This window comes from Actinospineispora eucalypti (assembly GCF_039543365.1).
GTDB classification, from domain to species: Bacteria; Actinomycetota; Actinomycetes; order Mycobacteriales; family Pseudonocardiaceae; genus Pseudonocardia; species Pseudonocardia eucalypti.
The window spans coordinates 184,231-202,670 of the sequence record NZ_BAABJP010000008.1 but is presented as its reverse complement, the minus strand read 5'-3'; the positions used below and the strand labels follow the sequence as shown (position 1 = coordinate 202,670).

Annotated in this window: 18 protein-coding genes; 12 read left to right on the top strand and 6 right to left on the bottom strand. The window is 72.3% G+C overall.

Features of this window, described 5'->3' with window-relative positions; translation table 11 throughout:
• Window positions 1-56: 56 nt before the first annotated feature.
• Complete coding sequence (locus ABEB12_RS11905) at window positions 57-1,280, top strand: macrolide family glycosyltransferase (protein WP_345702759.1); 1,224 nt, start codon at window positions 57-59, stop codon at window positions 1,278-1,280.
• Here ABEB12_RS11905 and kdgD read toward each other — a convergent pair.
• Window positions 1,264-2,190 (bottom strand): 5-dehydro-4-deoxyglucarate dehydratase, encoded by a 927-nt coding sequence (kdgD, locus tag ABEB12_RS11900; protein ID WP_185061778.1) that lies wholly within the window; start codon window positions 2,188-2,190, stop codon window positions 1,264-1,266. The genes ABEB12_RS11905 and kdgD overlap by 17 nt on opposite strands.
• A gap of 156 nt (window positions 2,191-2,346) precedes the next feature.
• Between kdgD and ABEB12_RS11895 the strand changes: the two genes are divergently transcribed.
• Genes ABEB12_RS11895 through ABEB12_RS11865 form a run of 7 tightly spaced genes read left to right on the top strand, consistent with a single transcriptional unit; the run spans window position 2,347 to window position 8,486 of the window.
• The gene (locus ABEB12_RS11895) at window positions 2,347-3,552 is read left to right on the top strand and encodes an ABC transporter substrate-binding protein (RefSeq protein WP_221498158.1); all 1,206 of its coding nucleotides are present in this window, start codon (window positions 2,347-2,349) and stop codon (window positions 3,550-3,552) included.
• A gap of 36 nt (window positions 3,553-3,588) precedes the next feature.
• On the top strand, window positions 3,589-3,909 hold the full coding sequence (locus tag ABEB12_RS11890) for a periplasmic substrate-binding domain-containing protein (RefSeq protein ID WP_221498159.1): 321 nt from the start codon (window positions 3,589-3,591) through the stop codon (window positions 3,907-3,909).
• Window positions 3,903-4,832 (top strand): ABC transporter permease subunit, encoded by a 930-nt coding sequence (locus ABEB12_RS11885; RefSeq protein ID WP_185061779.1) that lies wholly within the window; start codon window positions 3,903-3,905, stop codon window positions 4,830-4,832. Before ABEB12_RS11890 ends, ABEB12_RS11885 begins: the two co-directional genes overlap by 7 nt.
• Before the next feature lie 10 nt (window positions 4,833-4,842).
• Entirely contained in the window at window positions 4,843-5,808 is a 966-nt protein-coding gene (locus tag ABEB12_RS11880) for an ABC transporter permease subunit (protein WP_185061780.1), read from the top strand.
• Window positions 5,805-6,803, top strand: a complete 999-nt coding sequence (locus ABEB12_RS11875) for an oligopeptide/dipeptide ABC transporter ATP-binding protein (RefSeq protein WP_185061781.1) — start codon at window positions 5,805-5,807, stop codon at window positions 6,801-6,803. The genes ABEB12_RS11880 and ABEB12_RS11875 overlap by 4 nt, the downstream gene beginning before the upstream one ends.
• The gene (locus ABEB12_RS11870) at window positions 6,796-7,758 is read left to right on the top strand and encodes an oligopeptide/dipeptide ABC transporter ATP-binding protein (RefSeq protein ID WP_185061782.1); all 963 of its coding nucleotides are present in this window, start codon (window positions 6,796-6,798) and stop codon (window positions 7,756-7,758) included. The genes ABEB12_RS11875 and ABEB12_RS11870 overlap by 8 nt, the downstream gene beginning before the upstream one ends.
• Window positions 7,755-8,486 carry a TSUP family transporter gene (locus ABEB12_RS11865; RefSeq protein WP_185061783.1) on the top strand — a complete coding sequence of 244 codons (732 nt, stop codon included), beginning with the start codon at window positions 7,755-7,757 and terminating at the stop codon, window positions 8,484-8,486. The genes ABEB12_RS11870 and ABEB12_RS11865 overlap by 4 nt, the downstream gene beginning before the upstream one ends.
• Here ABEB12_RS11865 and ABEB12_RS11860 read toward each other — a convergent pair.
• The 3 genes from ABEB12_RS11860 to ABEB12_RS11850 form a co-directional block, all read right to left on the bottom strand.
• Complete coding sequence (locus tag ABEB12_RS11860; RefSeq protein ID WP_345702758.1) at window positions 8,472-9,134, bottom strand: FadR/GntR family transcriptional regulator; 663 nt, start codon at window positions 9,132-9,134, stop codon at window positions 8,472-8,474. The two genes, ABEB12_RS11865 and ABEB12_RS11860, sit on opposite strands and share 15 nt — an antisense overlap.
• Complete coding sequence (locus tag ABEB12_RS11855; RefSeq protein WP_185061785.1) at window positions 9,131-10,255, bottom strand: L-talarate/galactarate dehydratase; 1,125 nt, start codon at window positions 10,253-10,255, stop codon at window positions 9,131-9,133. The genes ABEB12_RS11860 and ABEB12_RS11855 overlap by 4 nt, the downstream gene beginning before the upstream one ends.
• Before the next feature lie 436 nt (window positions 10,256-10,691).
• Window positions 10,692-11,501, bottom strand: coding sequence for an IclR family transcriptional regulator domain-containing protein (locus tag ABEB12_RS11850; RefSeq protein ID WP_185061786.1), 810 nt, complete (start codon window positions 11,499-11,501; stop codon window positions 10,692-10,694).
• Between the two features lie 107 nt (window positions 11,502-11,608).
• Between ABEB12_RS11850 and ABEB12_RS11845 the strand changes: the two genes are divergently transcribed.
• From ABEB12_RS11845 to ABEB12_RS11830, 4 genes are read left to right on the top strand one after another with little or no spacing between them, the layout of a single operon-like run.
• On the top strand, window positions 11,609-12,898 hold the full coding sequence (locus ABEB12_RS11845; RefSeq protein WP_185061787.1) for an enolase C-terminal domain-like protein: 1,290 nt from the start codon (window positions 11,609-11,611) through the stop codon (window positions 12,896-12,898).
• Between the two features lie 28 nt (window positions 12,899-12,926).
• Window positions 12,927-13,895 (top strand): tripartite tricarboxylate transporter substrate-binding protein, encoded by a 969-nt coding sequence (locus ABEB12_RS11840; RefSeq protein ID WP_185061788.1) that lies wholly within the window; start codon window positions 12,927-12,929, stop codon window positions 13,893-13,895.
• Window positions 13,892-14,368, top strand: coding sequence for a tripartite tricarboxylate transporter TctB family protein (locus ABEB12_RS11835; protein ID WP_185061789.1), 477 nt, complete (start codon window positions 13,892-13,894; stop codon window positions 14,366-14,368). The genes ABEB12_RS11840 and ABEB12_RS11835 overlap by 4 nt, the downstream gene beginning before the upstream one ends.
• A gap of 13 nt (window positions 14,369-14,381) precedes the next feature.
• A complete protein-coding gene (locus tag ABEB12_RS11830; RefSeq protein WP_185061790.1) occupies window positions 14,382-15,872 on the top strand; it encodes a tripartite tricarboxylate transporter permease in 1,491 nt (496 codons plus the stop codon).
• Between the two features lie 261 nt (window positions 15,873-16,133).
• Here the strand turns inward: ABEB12_RS11830 and ABEB12_RS11825 are convergent, their stop codons facing one another.
• A complete protein-coding gene (locus ABEB12_RS11825) occupies window positions 16,134-18,008 on the bottom strand; it encodes an AAA family ATPase (protein ID WP_185061791.1) in 1,875 nt (624 codons plus the stop codon).
• A 56-nt stretch (window positions 18,009-18,064) separates the two neighbouring features.
• Window positions 18,065-18,406, bottom strand: a complete 342-nt coding sequence (locus ABEB12_RS11820; RefSeq protein ID WP_185061792.1) for a hypothetical protein — start codon at window positions 18,404-18,406, stop codon at window positions 18,065-18,067.
• Window positions 18,407-18,440: the final 34 nt, after the last annotated feature.

Below are 18,440 nucleotides of genomic sequence, written 5' to 3'. Positions count from 1 at the left end.
CCTATATCAAGGGTATTCTTACACTCGATGTAACTTTGGTGTGTACGCTCCCGGCCATGGAGCGCATCGTCATGGCGGGCATGCCCGCCGCCGGCCACCTCAACCCGAGCCTGCCGCTGGTCCGGGAGCTGGTCCGCCGGGGCACCCGGGTGACCTACTACACCGGCGAGGAGTTCAAGGACGCGGTGGAGCGCACCGGCGCCGAGTTCCGTGGCTACCCGCCGGGCACGATCGGCTCGCGGGACATCGCCGAGGCCACCCAGAGCGGCAGCAGCTTCGCGGTGGTGGCGCGGATCCTGCGGGCCACCGACACACTCCTGCCCTTCCTGCTGGACGAGCTGCGCGACCGGCCGCCCTCCGCCCTCGTGCACGACTCGAACGCGCTCTGGGGCCGGATGGCCGGGGCCAGCCTGGGACTGCCCAGGGTCTCGTTCATGACCACGTTCATGCTCGGCACGAAAGACCTGAAGGTGCTCACCGCGCGCGAATGGGCCCGTTTCATCGGCCCCGGCCTGCCCGACCTGCCGGCCGTGTTGTCCGCGAAACGAAGGCTGGTCCGCCGGTTCGGCAAGGCGTTGTTTCCGCCGGCGCCGACCTTTCCGATGCGCGGGGACCTCACGTTGTTCCCCATCCCGCGCCAGCTGCAACCGCCGAACCCGCTGGTCGACGAGCGTTGCCGGTTCATCGGCCCGTCGATCGAGCCCCGAGGCGACGAGCCGGACGGCGATCTGGCCGGGTGGTTGGCCGGTCCCGAACCGGTGGTGCTGGTGTCCCTGGGCACCCTGCACGCCGGCAGCGAGGCCTTCTTCCGCGACTGCTTCGAGGCCCTCGGCGACCTGCCGGCGCGGGTGGTGATGGCGGTCGGCCGGGACACCGACCCGGCCCGGCTGGGCCGGCCGCCGGCCAACACGCTGGTCCGGGCGAGCGTGCCCCAGCTGGCGGTGCTGCGGCACGCGGCCACGTTCGTCACCCACGGCGGCATGAACAGCGCGCTCGAGGGGCTGGGCCTCGGCGTCCCGCTGGTGGTGGTCCCGCAGCAGGTGGAGCAACTGATCATCGGCAACGCGGTGGCGGAGCGGGGCGCGGGAACGGTGCTGCGGCAGCACCTGTCCGGCCGGCGGGTACCGCCGGCCGAGCTGCGCGCCTCGGTCCGCCGGGCGCTGGACGACCCGGCCCTGCCGGCCGCCGCCCGGGCGTTCGGGGCGACCTTCGGCGAGGGCGGGGGACCGGCGGCCGGCGTGGAGGCGATCTACCGCATGGAGGTCACGCGACCCGCTTGACCAGGTCGGCCAGCTCGGCCCGTTCCTCCTCGGTGAGGTCGGTGAGCGGCGGCCGGACGGGTCCCGCGTCCCGTCCGGCCGCGGTCATCCCGGCCTTCACGATGGACACCGCGTAGCCGGCCCGGCGGTTGCGGATCTCCAGATAGGGCAGCACGAACTCGCGCAGCCGGGCGTACACGCCGTCCCGGTCCCGCTCCCGCACGCACCGGTAGAAGTCGCCCGCCCACCGGGGCGCGAAGTTGAAGATCGCCGAGGAGTAGGTGGTGACGCCCAGCTCCAGGTAGGGCAGGGCGTACGTCTCGGCGGTGGGCAGGCCGCCGACGTAGACCAGGCGCTCGCCGTGGGTCGCGGACAGCCGGGCGAGCAGGTCGATGTCGCAGATTCCGTCCTTGAACCCGATCAGGTTGTCGAACTCGGCGACCAGGCGGTCCACGGTCGCGGCGGTGAACCGGGCGTTGGCCCGGTGGTACACGACCACGCCCAGCGTGGTGGCCCGGCACACCGCGGCGACGTGCCGGTACAGCCCCTCCTGGTCGACCTCGGTGAGGTAGGGCGGGAGCAGCAGCAGACCGTCCGCGCCCAGCTCCTCGGCCGACCGGGCCATGGCGACCGCCGTCGCGGTGCCGTAGCCGGTGGGGGCCACGATGGGCCGCCCGGCCGGCGCGGCCGACCGGGCGGCCCGCACCACCCGCGCCACCTCCGAGGTGGTCAGCGAGAAGAACTCCCCGGTGCCACCGGCGGCGAACAGCCCGGCGGCACCGAACCCGCTCAGCCATTCGATGTGGTCCCGGAAACCAGCCTCGTCGAAGGACAGGTCCGGGGCGGCGTGCGTGACGGGAAAGGACAACAGGCCACTGCCCAGGGCCGTGCGCAGCTCGGCGGGCGAGTAACGGGCTTTCGCGCTGGTCATGGACCCAACACTAACAGCCCTTCATCACACATGCAGACGCTGTCTTCATATGTGGACGCTTGACGGGACCCTGCCACCCTTTTACCGTACGTCTACGCATCCAGATGCCGTCCACATATGTGGACGATGGAACCGTGACGTGCGCAGAGGACGACGATGACTCCTGCCCGGGGGCGGGCCTTCCCGCCCCGCCCGAGAGCCCTGCTGGCCTGCGCCTCGGCCGTCCTGCTGGCCTTCACCACGGCGGCCTGCTCCGGCGCGGGCGCCGCGCCCGCCGACACCGTGCGCATCGTGCTGCCCGGCGAACCGCCGACCCTGGAGCCCTGCGACGCCTCGCTGACCGGCACCGGGGTGGTGGTGCGCTCCAACATCACCGAACCGCTCGCGGAACGGGATCCCGACTCGGGCGAGCTGCGGCCGCTGCTCGCCACCTCCTGGCGGCAGACCACCCCGACGACCTGGTCGTTCAGCATCCGGCCGGGCGTGCGGTTCAGCGACGGCACCCCGTTCGACGCGGCCTCGGCCGCCTTCTCCATCGACCGCGCCGTGAACCTGGACATCGGCTGCAACGTGCAGGGCTACGTGTTCGGCGACACCCGGCTGGTCACCGCCGCCCCCGACCCGGGCACGCTCACCGTGACCACGCCTGCGCCCGACCCGATCCTGCCGCTGCGGCTGTCGTTCATCGAGATGGTGCCGCGAACCACCGCGACCGGCGCGAAGGTCCGCGAGCCGGTGGGCACCGGCCCGTACCGGATCGAGGGCTGGGACGAGGGCGCCCGGATCGTCCTGGCCCGCAACCCGGACTACTGGGGCGGGCGCCCGGCGTTCGAGCGCGCCGAGTACCGGTGGCGGTCGGACTCCAGCGTGCGCGCCGCCATGGTGGTGAACGGCGAGGCGGACATCGGCACCGGGCTCGGCCCGGAGGACGGCGCGGGCGAGCTGGGCGTGTCCTTCCCCAACAACGAGACCACCGCGCTGCGCATCCAGGCCACCGAGCCGCCGCTGAACGACATCCGGGTCCGCCAGGCCATCGGCCTGGTCATCGACCGCCCGGGCATCATCTCCGCGCTGCTCGACGGCGACGGCACGCCGGCCGCACAGCTGGTCTCCAAGGGCGTCATCGGCTTCAACCCGGACCTGCACGCCGAGCCGTTCGACCCGGCCGGGGCGCGGGCGCTGGTCGAGGCGGCTCGGGCGGATGGGGTGGACGTGTCGGTGCCGATCCGGTTCATCGTGCGCAGCGGGCTGTTCCCCCGGGTCGCCGAGGTCACCCAGGCCATCCAGTACCAGCTGGGCCGGGCTGGGCTGAACGTGAAGATCCAGATGATGGACTCGGCCGAGGGGCTGAAGTACCAGTAGCGACCGTTCCCGGAGGCCACCGGCCCGTACCTGCTGATGGTGCAGCACGGCAACCAGGCCGGGGACGCGGCGTTCACCGTGGACCAGTACCTGCGCGCGGCGGGCTACCAGAGCTCCTACGGCTCGCCCGGCCTGGACGCGCGGATCAGCGCGGCGGAGCTGCTCTCCGGCCCGGCCCGGCAGGAGGCGCTGGCCCAGGTGTTCGCCCGCGAGCCGGAGGAGATCGACCAGTACGCCTACATCGCGCACATGCGCGGAATGCTCGCCCGCTCGCCGAGGGTGTGCTACCGGCCCAACTCGGCGACGGGGGACGAGATGCACCTGGCCGCCATGACCCCGGCGGTGGCACCGTGCTGAGCCTGGTCGGACGCCGCGCGCGCAGCGGCGCCATCCCGCTGCTGGTGGTGCTGCTCGGGGTGTTCCTGCTGGCCCGGCTCACCGGCGACCCGACGGCGCTGTACCTGCCGGAGTCGGCCACGCCGGCCCAGCGGGAGCGGTTCGCCGCCGCCCACGGGCTCGACCAGCCGGTGTGGCGGCAGCTGCTGGACTACCTGGGAGGGGTGTCCCGGCTGGACCTGGGCACCTCGCTGCGCACCGGGGAGTCGGCGGCCGAGATGGCCCTGCGCGCGTTCCCGGTGACCCTGTCGCTGGCCGCCGTGACCATGGTGCTGGCGGTGCTTGGGGCCGTCGCGCTGGGCAGCTGGGCGGCCTACCGGCCGAACTCGGGCGCGGACCGCACGTCTTCCTTCCTCACCATGACGGCGGCCAGCGTGCCGGACTTCTGGTTCGCCATCACCGGCGTGTGGATCTTCGCCGTGGTGTTCGGCCTGCTGCCCACCTCCGGGACGGACAACGGCGTGCTGTCCTGGGTGCTGCCGATCGCCACCCTGATGATCCGGCCGCTGGGCGTGCTCACCCAGGTGGTGCGCGGCGCCATGGTGTCGGCACTGGCCGCGCCGTACGTGCGCCTGGCCCGGGCCAAGGGGGCCGGCGACCGCCGGGTGGTAACCCACCACGCGCTGCGCAACGCCGCCGCGCCGGCGCTCACCGTGGCCGGCGACCTGGCGGTTTCCCTGGTGAACGGCGCGGTGATCGTGGAGACGGTGTTCGGCTGGCCGGGCATCGGCAAGCTCATGATCGACGCCATCCTGCACCGGGACTTCGCGGTGCTCCAGGCGGCGGTGCTGCTCACCGCCGTGACGATCTTCGTGCTGAACATCGCGATCGACATCGGCTACGCCCTGCTGGACGCCCGCGTGCGTGACGCGGCGCCGGCGTGAGGAGCGCTCCATGACCCGAACCCTGACGCCCGAACCCACCACCACCAGCACCCGTCCGCGAATGCTCCATCTGCTGCTGGCCGACCGGGTCGCGGTGGTGTCCGCGCTGGTCCTGCTGCTCGCCGCCGGGTGCGCGCTGCTCGGGCCGCCGCTGCTCGGCGAGGCGGCCCAGCGGCAGGACCTGGCGATCGCCCGCCGTCCGCCGCTGAGCCTGGAGCTGGGCTGGTTCGGCCTGCTCGGCACCGACGCGCTGGGGCGCAGTGTGCTGGCCCGGCTGCTGGTGGCCAGCGCGACCACGTTCTCCGTCGCCCTCCCGACCGTGCTGCTGGCCATGCTGATCGGCGCTTCCCTCGGGCTGTGGGCCGGCTACCACCGGGGAAGGCGGGAAACCTTCGCGATGCGCGCCGCCGACGTGATCATGAGCTTCCCCTCGCTGCTACTGGCCGTGGTGGTGCTCTACGTGTTCGCACCCAGCGTGGTCACGATCGTGCTGGTGCTGACCATCACCCGGATCCCGGTGTTCCTGCGCACCGCCCGCGCGGAGGCCGCCGAGCTGCGTGGGCGCGGGTTCGTGGACGCGGCGCGCACCTTCGGTGCCGGCGGCGGGGCGATCATCCGCCGGCACCTGGTACCGATCGCCCTGCCCACCCTGCTTACCGTGGCCACGCTGGACTTCTGCTACATCACGCTGGCCGAGGCCTCGCTCAGCTTCCTGGGTATCGGCATCCAGCCGCCGGACGTGAGCTGGGGCCTGATGGTCGCGGACGGGCGCACCTATCTCCGCACCGCATGGTGGCTGTCCTTCTTCCCCGGCGTGGCCATCGTGCTGACCACGGTGGCCGCGACGGCGCTGTCCGCGTGGGTGCGGCTGGCCACCGACCCCGGGCAGCGCTGGCGGCTGACCAGGCCGGGGCAGTCCCGGGCGGCGGTGGTGGCCACCGCGACCGCCGAGGTCCAGCCGGAGGTGCGCGGGTGACCGCCGCTGCCGCCGCCCCTCCCGGCACCGACACGGTGCTCGAGGTCAGCGGGCTCAGCGTGGACATCGGTGACGTGCGCCCGGTGGACGGGGTCAGCTTCACCGCCCGGCGCGGGGAGACGCTGGCGCTGCTCGGCGAGTCCGGCTGCGGCAAGTCGATGACCGCCCGAGCCGTGGTCGGGCTGCTGGACCCGGTGGCCAGGGTGGCCGAGGGGCAGGTCCGGCTGGCCGGTGTGGACCTGGTGGCCGCCGACCGGCGGACCCGGCTGGCCAAGGCGGGGGCGGAGATCGCCATCGTGTTCCAGGACGCGCTCACGGCGCTGAACCCGGTCTACCCGGTGGGAGTGCAGCTGGCCGAGCCGTTCCGCATCCACCGGGGCATGTCCCGCCGGGAGGCCCGGCGGGCGGCGGTGGAGCTGATGGCCCGGGTGGGCATCCCGGAGCCGGAGGCGCGGGTGGACGCCTACCCGCACCAGTTCTCCGGCGGCATGCGGCAGCGGTTGCTCATCGCCATGGCGGTGGCCCTGCGCCCGAGCGTGTTGCTGGCCGACGAGCCGACCACGGCCCTGGACGTGACGGTGCAGGCACAGATCATGCGCCTCCTGCGGGACCTGCGCGCCGAGCACCGGATGGCCGTCGTACTGATCACCCACGACCTGGCCCTGGTCGCCGAGGAGGCGGACCGGGTGGCGGTGATGTACGCCGGCCGGGTGGTGGAGACCGGGCCGGTGGACGAGGTGTTCGAGGCGCCCCGCCACCCGTACACCAAGGGGCTGCTCGAGTCGGTGCCGTCCCGGGGCCGCCGGGGCGAGCCGCTGCGCTCGATCGGCGGCGTTCCCCCGGACCCCCGCGCGCTGCCTTCCGGTTGCGCCTACCAGGAACGCTGCCCGCTGGTCAGGGACCGGTGCCGGAGCGAACGCCCGCCGCTTTCGCCGGCCGCCGACGGGGTGCGCCGGTCGGCCTGCTTCTTCGCCGAGGAGGTTTCCCGTGGGTGAGCCGTTGCTGGACGTCTCGGACGTGCGCAAGAGCTTCCCGGTGCGCGGTGGCCGGGTGCGCGCGTTGGACGGGGTGAGCCTCCGGCTGGGCCGGGGCGAGACGCTCGGCCTGGTGGGGGAGTCCGGCTGCGGGAAGTCCACGCTGGCCCGCACGCTGTTGCTGCTGGAGCGGCCCGACTCGGGCAGCGTCCGGTTCGACGGCACCGACCCGTTCGCGCTGTCCGGGAAGCAGCTGCTGGACTGGCGGCGCCGGGTGCAGATGGTCTTCCAGGATCCGTTCGGCTCGCTCAACGCCCGGATGACGGCGGGGGAGATCATCGCCGAGCCCTGGCGCACCCACCGCTCGCTTCACCGGACCGCTCGGGACCGGGCGGCCCGCGTGCGGGAGTTGCTGGATCTGGTCGGGCTGCGGGCGGGGGACGCCGACCGGCACCCGGAGGAGTTCTCCGGCGGCCAACGCCAGCGCATCGGGATCGCCCGGGCGCTGGCGCTGAACCCGGATGTGGTGGTGTGCGACGAACCGGTGTCCGCCCTGGACCTGTCGGTGCAGGCGCAGGTGCTGAACCTGCTGGCCGAGCTGCGGGCCCGGCTGGGCGTCTCCTACCTGTTCATCTCCCACGACCTGTCCGTGGTGCGGCACGTCGCGGACCGGGTGGTGGTCATGTACCTGGGCCGGATCGTGGAACGCGGGACGGTGGACCAGGTGCTGGAACGCCCGCGCCACCCGTACACGGCCGCACTGGTGTCCGCCGCGCCGACCCTGGACCGGACCGCCCGCGCGGAGCGGATCGTGCTCGACGGGGAGCTGCCGTCACCACTGCGCCCGCCGTCCGGCTGTGGCTTCCGTACCCGGTGCTGGCGGGCCACCGACGAGTGCGCGGAGAAGGCACCGCCGGAGGTTCACGGTGCGGAGTGCTACCACCCGCTGCGCACCGAGCTGACCGGCGTTTCGTGACCGGGGTCAGCACGCTCGGCTTCCTGGTGATCGCGCTGGCCGTGCTGCTGGCGGCCTGCCTGCAGGCGTGCATCGGCTTCGGCATGGGCATGCTGGCCGCGCCGGTGGTCGCGCTGATCGACCCCGGTTTGGTGCCCGGCGCGATGATCATGCTGGCCGCCTCGGTGACCCTGCTGGTCACCGTGCGCGAGCGCGCCCACGTGGACCTTCGCGGCACCGGTTGGGCGCTGCTCGGCCGGCTGCCCGGCACCGCCGCCGGCAGCCTGCTGGTGGCCGTGCTGCCGGAGCGAGGGCTGGCACTCATGTTGGCCGGGGTGGTGCTGGTCGGCGTGGTACTCACCTCGCTGGGGTGGGCCCCGGAGCCGCGTCGCCCAGCACTGGTGCTGGCCGGGGCCACCTCGGGCCTCCTGGGCACCGCGACGGCGATCGGCGGGCCGCCGATGGCGCTGGTCTGGCAGCGCTCGGTGGGGGCGAGGCTGCGCGGCACGATGAGCGGCTTCTTCCTGGTCGGCTCGGTGCTCTCCGTTGCCGGGCTCTCCTTGGCCGGCGCCGTCGACCGGCACACCCTGGTGGGCACCGCCTGGCTGCTGCCGGCCGTACTCCTGGGCTACGCGCTGTCCCGCGCGGTGAACCGGTTGCTGGACGCCCGCCGGCTGCGCCTGACCGCGATCACCGTGTCCTCGTTCGGCGCGGTGCTGCTGATCGGCAAGCAGCTACTCGACCTCTGACAGCCGGGCCCGGCTGTTGCCCAGGTGCACCCGCATGGCCGCCCTGGCCCCCTCCGGGTCCCGCCGTTCGACGGCCGCGTAGACGTCCCGGTGCTCGGCCGCCACCCGGGCGAACCGCTCCGGCCCCGGATCCAAGCGGTACCCGGGCACCACGATCAGCCCCGGGCCGAACGAGGCCAGCAGGTCCACGAAGTACCGGTTGCCGCTGGCCAGGGCCACGCGCCGGTGGAACCTCAGGTCGGCCTGCACGGCCGCACCCGGGTTGCCGGCGGCGGCGGTGAACTCGTCCAGTGCCTCCCGCAGGTCGGCCAGCTGGGCCTCGGTGCGGCGCACGGCGGCCAGCGCGGCCGCCTCGGTCTCACAGCCGATGCGCAGCTCGATCAGCTCCAGCACCGCCTCCAGGCTCAGCTCGCCGGCCACCTCGAACCGGGTGGAGCTGGGTTGGGCCAGCACGAAGGAGCCCGCGCCGTGCCGGGTCTGCACCAGGCCGGACGCCTGCAGCCGGGAGATCGCCTCGCGCACCACGGTCCGGCTGACCCCGTAGGCCTCCACCAGGCTGCCCTCGGTGGGCAGTTTCTCGCCCGGCCGGATCACGCCTTCCCTGATCCGCGCGGTGAGCCGCTCCACCAGCTCCTGGGTGCGGCTCACCCGGTGACCTCGTAGCTGTCCGTGGTCCACCCCGCCACCCGGTCGCTCAACGTGAGGCCCAGCCCCGGCCGGTCGGGCACCCGCATCCACCCGCCGGCGATCTCCAGGCGCTCGTTGAACAGCGGCTCCAGCCACTCGAAGTGCTCCACCCACGGCTCGCCCGGGTACGCGGCGGCGAGGTGCAGGTGCAGCTCCATGGCGAAGTGCGGGGCCAGTGCCAGCCGGTGGTGCTCGGCCAGCGCGGCGAGCTTGAGGAACTGGGTGATCCCGCCGATCCTCGGCGCGTCCGGCTGCAGCACGTCGGGCCCGCCCGCGTCGATCAGGGCCGCGTGCTCGGCCACGCTGGTGAGCATCTCGCCGGTGGCGACCGGGGTGTCCAGTGCCCTGGCCAGCGCCGCGTGGCCGGCGTGGTCGTACGCGTCCAGCGGCTCCTCGATCCACACCAGGCCGAACCGGTCCAGCGCCCGGCCGAGGCGCCGCGCGGTGGGCCGGTCCCACTGCTGGTTGGCGTCCGCCATCAGCGGAAACCCGTCGCCCAGGTGCTCACGGACCGCCGCCACCCGCTTCAGGTCCACCGCCGCGTCCGGGTGTCCCACCTTCAGCTTGATGCCCCCGATGCCGCGCTCCCTCGCCTCATCGGCGTTCTCCAGCACCTGCTCGATCGGCGTGTGCAGGAACCCGCCGGAGGTGTTGTAGCAGCGCACCTCCTCGCGGTGGGCGCCCAGCAACTTGGCCAGCGGTAGGCCGGCGCGCTTGGCCTTCAGGTCCCACAGCGCCACGTCCAGCGCGGCAATGGCCTGGGTGGCCAGGCCGCTCCGCCCGACCGAGGCGCCGGCCCAGACCAGCTTGTCCCAAAGCCGGGAGATGTCGTTCGGGTCCTCGCCGAGTAGTTCCGGCGCGATCTCCCGGGCGTGGGCGTACTGGCCGGGCCCGCCGGCCCGCTTGGAGTACCCGAACCCGAGCCCCGCGTAGCCCGCTTCGGTGTCGATCCGGGCGAACAGCATGGCCACCTCGGTCATCGGCCGCTGGCGACCGGTCAGCACCTTGGCGTCGCTGATCGGGGTGTCGAGCGGGAGACGCACCGAGTCGATGCGGATCCTGGCTATGCGGTCGGTCGGCATCCAGTCATCGTATGAGTCGGTGAGTTATCGTACAACTTGGGTTGTGGTCGAGTTTCAAAGACGGCCTGGACGGCGGGGTTGCGCGGTCTTCCGTGGCTTGACTGGCGCCTGTTGCGTTGCGTTGGCGCCGCCTAAGATCCACATCTTCCGACGAGGGTGCGAGGCCGTGCCTCTCACGCTCCGTGACGCCGAGCGTCTGTAGCGGGGCCGCATTCCCGGCGATGTGCGTCGACATCCACACCAGCGGGGTGTCGACCTTGATCAAACCCCGCTGACGTGGATCTCGTGAGCGCGAACCGCCCGACTCCAGAGCCGAATCGCTACGGAGAGTAACGGGCGCGCGAATCGCGCCGGGTCACACGCAACAGGCGACACTCAAGCCACGGAAGACCGCCCAACCGCGCCCGTCCAAGCCGTCCTTAAAACCCGGCCACGCTCAAAAGCCGAGCATCGCATCGCTGGGCGAGGTGAGATCCACCGGAGCCATCCGCTCGATCTCCAACCGCGTCCGCCGCAACGCCGCCACCAGCACCTCCACCCGCCCATCGTCGAGGCTCGCCGCCGGAACCGAGCAGCTGATCGCGTCCATCGCGGGACTGGTGTACCGCAGCGCGAACCCGAAGCATTTCACTCCGGCGTAGTTCTCCTCGTTGTCCACCGCGTACCCACGCTCGCGGGTCAGCTCCAGGTCACGGACCAGGGCCTCCGGGTCGACCAAGGTGTTCGGCGTCAGCGGCGTCCACTCCTCGGGGATGTGCGCCTCGATGCCCGTGTCCAGGCGCTCGGCCAACAGCGACTTGCCCATTGCCGTGCTGAACGCCGGCAGGCGGCGGCCCACCCGGCTGAACGGCCGGATGTACTTGGTGGACTCCTTGGTGGCCAGGTAGACGATGTCGCCCCGGTCGATCCGGCCGAAGTGGATGGTCTCGTTCAGCTCGGCGCTCAGCTCGTTGATGTGCGGCTGCACGATGCGCAGGTACGGGTCGGTGTCCAGGTAGGTCGTGCCGGCCAGCAGCGCCCGGATGCCGATGCTGTACTGGGTGCCGGTGGGGTCGGCGCGCACCCAGCCGCGCTCGACCAGGGTGCGGATCAACGCGTAGACGCTGCTGCGGGGCGCGCCGAGGGCCTCGCTCAGCTCGCGGAGCCGGGCCGGCCGGTTCTGCCGGGAGGCGAGGAGCTCCAACAGGTCCACCGCGCGGGCGGCGGACTTGACGCCTCGGACACCGCTCTCGCGTTCGCTCTCCACGGTTGACAGCTTACCAATCAGCAAGAAAGACTGCTCCACACAGGGCGAGTGTCTACATACGGAGACAAGCTTCCCGTCACGTATGCGGCCCGAGTGAGGAGACGACGTTGTCGCGTCCGCTGCCGAAAATTGTCCGTGCCACGGTCACCCCGATCCTGATCGGCGACCCCCCGCTGCTCAACGTGCTCGGCGTGCACCAGCCGTACACCCCGCGTGCCATCGTGGAGCTGGAGACCGACGCCGGCGCCACCGGCATCGGCGAGACCTACGGCGACTCGGAGTACCTGGAGGTGGCCAACGCGCTGGCCGCCGCCCTGCCGGGACGGCCGCTCACCGCGCTGAACGGCCTGCACGACCTGGCCTACCAGTCCGCCGCGCTGACCACCGACACCGGCAAGGAGTTCGACCCGGCCGGCCTGCGCGGCCGGCGAACCAACGAGAAGCTGGTGCGCAGCGTGGTCTCCGCGTTCGAGGTGGCCAGCCTGGACGCGCTGGGCCGGACCCTGGACCTGCCGGTGCACGCGCTGCTCGGCGGCAAGATCCGGGACCGGGTGGAGTACAGCGGCTACCTGTTCTACCGCTGGGCCGAGCACCCGGTGCCGGACGCGCCGACCGACGACTGGGGCGATGCGCTGGACCCGGAGGGCGTGGTCCGCCAGGCGCGCCGGTTCGCCGATGACTACGGCTTCCGCTCGTTCAAGCTCAAGGGCGGCGTGTTCGACCCGGACCAGGAGATCGAGGCGATCAAGGCGCTGGCCAAGGCGTTCCCGGACCACCCGCTGCGGCTGGACCCGAACGGCGGCTGGTCGGTGGAGACCAGCGTGCGGGTGGCCGGCGAGCTGCACGGGTTGCTGGAGTACATGGAGGACCCGACCACCGGCATCGACGGCATGGCCGAGGTGCACCGCCGCACCGGCGCACTGATGGCCACCAACATGTGCGTGACCACCTTCGCGGAGATCCCCGAGGCGTTCGCCAAACGGGCCGTGCAGGTGGTGCTCTCCGACCACCACTACTGGGGCGGGCTCACCGCGACCCGCGAGCTGGCCGCGATCTGCCGCACCCACGGGGTGTCGCTGTCCATGCACTCGAACACCCACCTGGGCATCAGCCTGGCCGCGATGACCCACGTGGCCAGCGTGGTGCCGAACCTGGAGTACGCCTGCGACAGCCACCGCCCGTGGCAGACCGAGGACGTGATCACCGAGTCGCACCGGTTCGTGGACGGCGCACTGACCGTCGGCGACGAACCCGGCCTCGGCGTGGAACTGGACCGCGACGCGCTGGCCGCGCTGCACGAGCGGTGGGTCCGGCTGGGCGTGCGCGACCGCGACGACGTGGCCGCGATGGTCAAGGCCGACCCCACCTGGACCCAACCCGCGCTGCCTCGCTGGTAGCGGCCCCGCTGGAGGAACCATGAGATCAATGAGGATCGTGGCACTGCTGGCGGCAGTGCTGGCGCTGACTGCCTGCTCGGTACAGGGCGGCAGCTCGGGCGGGGGCGGTGGCGCCTATCCCAGCCACCCGGTGGAGTTCACCGTGCCCACCCAGGCCGGCGGCAGCACCGACCTGATCACCCGCGCCCTGGGCCGCAGCCTGGAACAGCCGCTGGGGGAGCAGGCGGTGGTGGTGAACAAGCCGGGCGCGAACGGCAAGATCGCCGGCCGGGACGTGTTCGGCGGCGCGCCGGACGGCTACCGGGTCGCGGTGATGCCGCAGTCCCTGTTCTCCATCGGCCCGCTCATGGTGGCGGACCCGGACGCCATCAAGCTGGACGAGATGACCTTCGTGAAGGGTCTGACGGTCGAGGACTACGTGCTGGTGGTGCCGGCCAACTCGCCGGTGCGCGGGGTGGCCGACCTGGCGGCGGCCGGCCGGATCGCCTACGGCACCACCGGTGCGGGCACCGGCAGCCAACTGTCCCAGGCGCTGCTGTTCGGCCTGGCCAAGGTGCCCTCCGCGCCGGTGCCGTTCGACGGCGGCGGCCCGCTGCTGAACGCGCTGCTGGGCGGGAAGGTGAACGCCGGCTCGCTGCAGATCGCCGAGGCGTACAAGCAGATCGAGGCCGGCACGATCCGCCCGCTGATGGTTTTCGGGGAGAAGCGGGTCGAGGCGCTGCCCAACGTGCCCACCGCGACCGAGCTCGGCTTCCAGATCGTCGTCGACCAGCGCCGGTTCGTGGCGGCGCCGGCCGGCCTGCCGCCGGACGTGCGGAACAAGCTGGCCGGGGCGATCGACCAGGCGGTGGCCAGCCCCGAGTACAACCAGACGCTGCGCACCAACTACATCGCCCGGTGGGACGCGAACGGTGACCAGGTGCGCCAGCAGCTCACCGACAGCCTGGAGAAGTTCCGCGGGATGACCCAGCGGCTCGGCGTGAACCTGACCGGATGAGCGCGCCGACCCGCCCGGAGGAGACCGAGACCGCCGACCACCGCCTGCGCCACACCGTGGCCGCCGGCGTCCCCCTGCTGCTCGGAGTCGTCGCGGCCGGGCTGTCCTGGCGCCTCGGCCTCGGCTCGCTGGCCGACCCGGGGCCCGGCATGTGGCCGCTCATGGTGAGCGTGGCGATGGTGGTCACCGCTCTGGTGGTGCTGGCGTCCCGGCCCGCCGCGTCCGAGGAACGCTTCGGCCGGGGCGCGGTGACCGTGGCGATCGCCGTGGCGTCCCTGATCGGTTATGCGCTGCTGTTCGAGCGGGTCGGCTTCGAGGTCCCCACCGTGGCCCTGCTGGTGCTGTGGTGCCGGGTGCTCGGGCGGGAGTCCTGGCGGACGACCTCGGCGGTCGCGGTGGGGGCGACCGCCGCGGTGTACCTGCTGTTCATCACCGGCCTGGGCGTGTCCCTGCCGCACATCGTGCACACCTGACGGGACGTAGCTGATGGGCTTTCTGACCCCGGTGATCGACGGCTTCGGCGTCGTGTTCCAGCCGGCCAACCTGCTGTACTGCCTGCTCGGGGTGACCCTGGGCATGCTGGTCGGGGTGCTGCCCGGCCTGGGGCCGGCGGCCACCATCGCCATCCTGCTGCCGGTCACCTACAGCATGCCGCCCACCTCAGCGATCATCATGCTGGCCGGGATCTTCTACGGCGCGCAGTACGGCGGCACCATCACCTCGGTGCTGCTGCGGCTGCCCGGCGAGGCGTCCAGCGTGGTCACCGCGATCGACGGCCACGAGATGGCCAAACAGGGCCGGGCCGGCGCCGCGTTGGGCATCTCGGCCATCGGTTCGTTCATCGGCGGCACGGTGGCGATCGTGGCGGTGTCCCTGGTGGCGCCGCTGCTGGCCCGGTTCGCGGTGGACTTCGGCCCGGCCGAGTACACGATGCTCGCCGTACTCGGCATCCTCATGGTCACCACCCTGGGCGCCGGATCGGCGGCGAAGAGCCTGCTCATGGCCTGCCTCGGGCTGCTGCTGGCCACCATCGGCCAGGACCCGCTGCTGGGCACGCCCCGCCTGGCGTTCGGCAGCGACCAGCTGCTTGACGGCATCGACTTCGTCATCCTGGCCATGGGCGTATTCGGCGTGGGGGAGATCCTCTACAACCTGGAGTCGCTGCGCTCGCCGGCCCCGCCGCCGGTCACGGTCGGCTCGGTCTACCCGTCGCGGCGGGACATCCGGGACTCCCGGGGCGCGATCGGCCGGGGCTCGCTGGTCGGCTTCCTGCTCGGCGTGCTGCCCGGCGGCGGCGCCACCATGTCCTCGATGGTCGCCTACGCGGTGGAGCGGAAGGCGTCCAAGCACCCGGAGACCTTCGGCAAGGGGGCCATCCAGGCCGTCGCCGGGCCGGAGACCGCGAACAACGCGGCGGCCACCTCGTCCTTCGTGCCGCTGCTGTCCCTGGGCATCCCGGCCAACGCCACCATGGCGGTGATGTTCGGCGCGCTGCTGCTGCAGAACATCACCCCCGGCCCGCTGCTGGCCACCGAACGCCCCGAACTCTTCTGGGGCGTCATCAACTCGATGTACGTCGGGAACGTGTTGTTGCTGGTGATGAGCCTGCCGCTGATCGGCCTGTTCGTCCGCATCCTGCGCATCCGGCCGGCCATCCTGGCGCCGCTCACGATCCTGATCACCATGATCGGCGTCTACACGGTGCGGATGAACGCATTCGACATGCTGCTCGTGGTCGGGCTCGGGGTGATGGGCTACCTGATGCGCAAGGTCGGCTTCGAACCCGGCCCGCTGGTGCTCGCTTTCGTGCTGGGGGAGATCCTGGAGGCCGCCTTCCGGCGGTCCATGCGCACGTTCGACGGCCAGTTGACGGGGTTCCTGACGCAGCCGATCGCGGCGACGTTGCTGGGGGCGATCGTGCTGTTGGGGCTGTGGGGCCTGTCCCGTCGGGTGCGGGAGGGTTCGGGGCGGGTCTAAAGACGGCCTGGACGGCGCGGTTGGGTGGGTCTGCCGTGGCTCGGGCTGCGCCCGTTGCGTCTCGGTTCGTCGTCCGGACGGCTCGCTGGAGATCCACATCAACCTCATGGCCCTTCTGACGCCGAGAAAGGGCACTGAGGTTGATGTGGATCTTGGCCCGCCCCAGCCGAACGCAACAGGCGCCCCAAAAGCCACGGGAGCCTGCCCAGTCCCGCCGTCCAGGCTGTCTTTAAAACCCGACCACGGCCGAAACCGGCGGCTTCAAGCGTCGTCGTTGACGCCCAACTCGAGCCGATCCTCGACCACCGTCGCTCGTACCACCTGTCCCGCCCGCAACTCCCCAGCCAGCAGCATCCGGGACAACCGCCGGTCCAGTTCCCGGCCGATGGTCCGCCTCAACGGGCGAGCCCCGGACTCCGGGCGGTGGCCCCGGTCGACCAGCCAGTCCACGGCGGCCGTGTCCAGCGACAGCCCCACGTCCTGCGCCGCCAACTGCTCCCGGGTCTCGGCCAGCAACAACTCGGTGATGGCGCGCAACTCGGAGCGGCCGAGCGGGCGGAACGGCACGACCTCGTCGATCCGGTTCAGGAACTCCGGGCGGAACCGGGTGCGCAGGCCGGCCAGCAGGGTCTCCCGCATCTCGTCCGACCAGTTCGGCACCGCCCCGGCGGCCAGCATCGCCTCGGCCGCGACGTTGCTGGTCATGATGATCACGGTGTTGGTGAAGTTGACCGTGCGGCCCCGGGCGTCGGTGAGCCGGCCCGCGTCCAGCACCTGAAGCAGCAGCCCGGTGACGTCGGGGTGGGCCTTCTCGATCTCGTCCAGCAGCAGCACCGAGTAGGGGCTGCGCCGGACTACCTCGGTCAGCTGGCCCGGCTCGTCGTGGCCGACGTATCCGGGTGGAGCGCCGACCAGCCGGGACACCGTGTGCCGGTCCTGGAACTCGCTCATGTCGAACCGGATCATCCGGTCCGCGCCGCCGAACAGGGCCTCGGCCAGCGCGCGGGCCAGCTCGGTCTTGCCCACCCCGGTCGGGCCGAGGAACAGGAACGAGCCCACCGGGCGGCCCGGGTGGGTCAGGCCCGCCCGGCCGGCCCGCACCGCGTCGGCCACCGCGAGCACGGCGTCGTCCTGGCCGACCACCCGCTCGCGCAGCACGTCCTCCAGGTGCAGCAGCCGCTGCCGGTCGGCCTCGGTCAGGCGGGCCACCGGGATGCCGGTGGTGCGGGCGACCACCTCGGCGATGTCGGCCGCGTCCACCTCGGATGCTCCGCGCAGGGCGACCCGGGCGCTGGCCCGGTCCATCAGGTCGATCGCCTTGTCGGGCAGGTAGCGGTCGGTGAGGTACCGCTCGGCCAGCCGGGCGGCCGCCTCGGTGGCCTCGTCGGAGATCCGCACCCCGTGGTGCTCCTGGTAGCGCTCGCGCAGGCCGCGCAGGATGGCCACGGTGTCCGCGACGCCGGGTTCGCCGACCAGGATCGGCTGGAACCGGCGCTCCAGGGCCGGGTCCCGTTCGATGTGCCGGCGGTACTCGTCGACCGTGGTGGCGCCGATGAGCTGAAGCCCGCCCCGGGCCAGCGCGGGCTTCAGCATGCTGCCTGCGTCCATCGCGCCGCCCTCGGCCGCGCCGGCGCCGACCACGGTGTGCAGTTCGTCCAGGAACAGCAGCACCGACCGGTCGGCCGCGACCACCTCGTCGATCACGTCGGTGAGCCGTTCCTCGAACTCGCCGCGGTACTTCGTGCCGGCCACCATGCCGGCCAGGTCCAGCGCGACCATCCGCCGGTCCCGCAACCCGGCCGGGACGTCGCCGCTGGCCAGACGGGCCGCGATGCCTTCGACGATGGCCGTCTTGCCCACACCGGGGTCGCCGATCAGCACCGGGTTGTTCTTGGTCCGTCGGCAGAGCACCTCGAGCACCTGCTCCACCTCGGCGTCCCGGCCGATCACCGGGTCCAGCCGGCCGTCCTTGGCGGCTTCGGTGAGGTCGCGGCCGTGGCGGTTCAGCCGGGGTGTCGCCGTCGTGCGCGCCGGGCCGGGTTCGGTCCCGCCCAGGGTCTGCTCCAGCCCTCCGACGAGGGTCTTGACCAGCTCTTCGAACGGGTTGAAGCCCGGGTCGAACGGCCTGTCGGGCATGGTCGGCCTCCTGCCAGCCGCGAGGCCTCCATGGTGCCCGAACTGGCGGGCGGTCGTCAGTCGGAGGGATTGATTCCGTGCCGCAGCAGGTTCCCCACGCTGAACTCGCGGCAGTCCCGCACGATGTAGCCGCGCCGGCAGCCGACGCGGTACTGGCGTTCCCCGCTGGTCATCGGGCGCATCCGCTTCTGCCGGGCGGACGAGCGGTGGCCGGATCTGGCGGCGTCATCCGTGCACAGGTACTCGCCGGGTTCGGCGTCGTGGTGGGTGCAGTCCTCGTCGTGATCGGGTGCCGCGGCGGCGGTGGCCGGGGCGAGCAGCCAGGCGCCGAAGGCGGCGGTCGCGGTCAGCGCGCTGAGCGTGCGGGATGTGGGCGTCGGGGCGCGGTGAAGTGGCATCGGGGAGCCTCTTCCTTTGGAAACTGTGCCGGAG

Coding starts and splice junctions, on each gene's coding strand:
- ABEB12_RS11840 (WP_185061788.1), top strand. CDS start 12,927: ATGAGGATCGTGGCACTGCTGGCGGCAGTGCTGGCGCTGACTGCCTGC.
- ABEB12_RS11905 (WP_345702759.1), top strand. CDS start 57: ATGGAGCGCATCGTCATGGCGGGCATGCCCGCCGCCGGCCACCTCAAC.
- ABEB12_RS11890 (WP_221498159.1), top strand. CDS start 3,589: ATGGTGCAGCACGGCAACCAGGCCGGGGACGCGGCGTTCACCGTGGAC.
- ABEB12_RS11895 (WP_221498158.1), top strand. CDS start 2,347: ATGACTCCTGCCCGGGGGCGGGCCTTCCCGCCCCGCCCGAGAGCCCTG.
- ABEB12_RS11820 (WP_185061792.1), bottom strand. CDS start 18,406: ATGCCACTTCACCGCGCCCCGACGCCCACATCCCGCACGCTCAGCGCG.
- ABEB12_RS11835 (WP_185061789.1), top strand. CDS start 13,892: ATGAGCGCGCCGACCCGCCCGGAGGAGACCGAGACCGCCGACCACCGC.
- ABEB12_RS11855 (WP_185061785.1), bottom strand. CDS start 10,255: ATGCCGACCGACCGCATAGCCAGGATCCGCATCGACTCGGTGCGTCTC.
- ABEB12_RS11830 (WP_185061790.1), top strand. CDS start 14,382: ATGGGCTTTCTGACCCCGGTGATCGACGGCTTCGGCGTCGTGTTCCAG.
- kdgD (WP_185061778.1), bottom strand. CDS start 2,190: ATGACCAGCGCGAAAGCCCGTTACTCGCCCGCCGAGCTGCGCACGGCC.
- ABEB12_RS11880 (WP_185061780.1), top strand. CDS start 4,843: ATGACCCGAACCCTGACGCCCGAACCCACCACCACCAGCACCCGTCCG.
- ABEB12_RS11825 (WP_185061791.1), bottom strand. CDS start 18,008: ATGCCCGACAGGCCGTTCGACCCGGGCTTCAACCCGTTCGAAGAGCTG.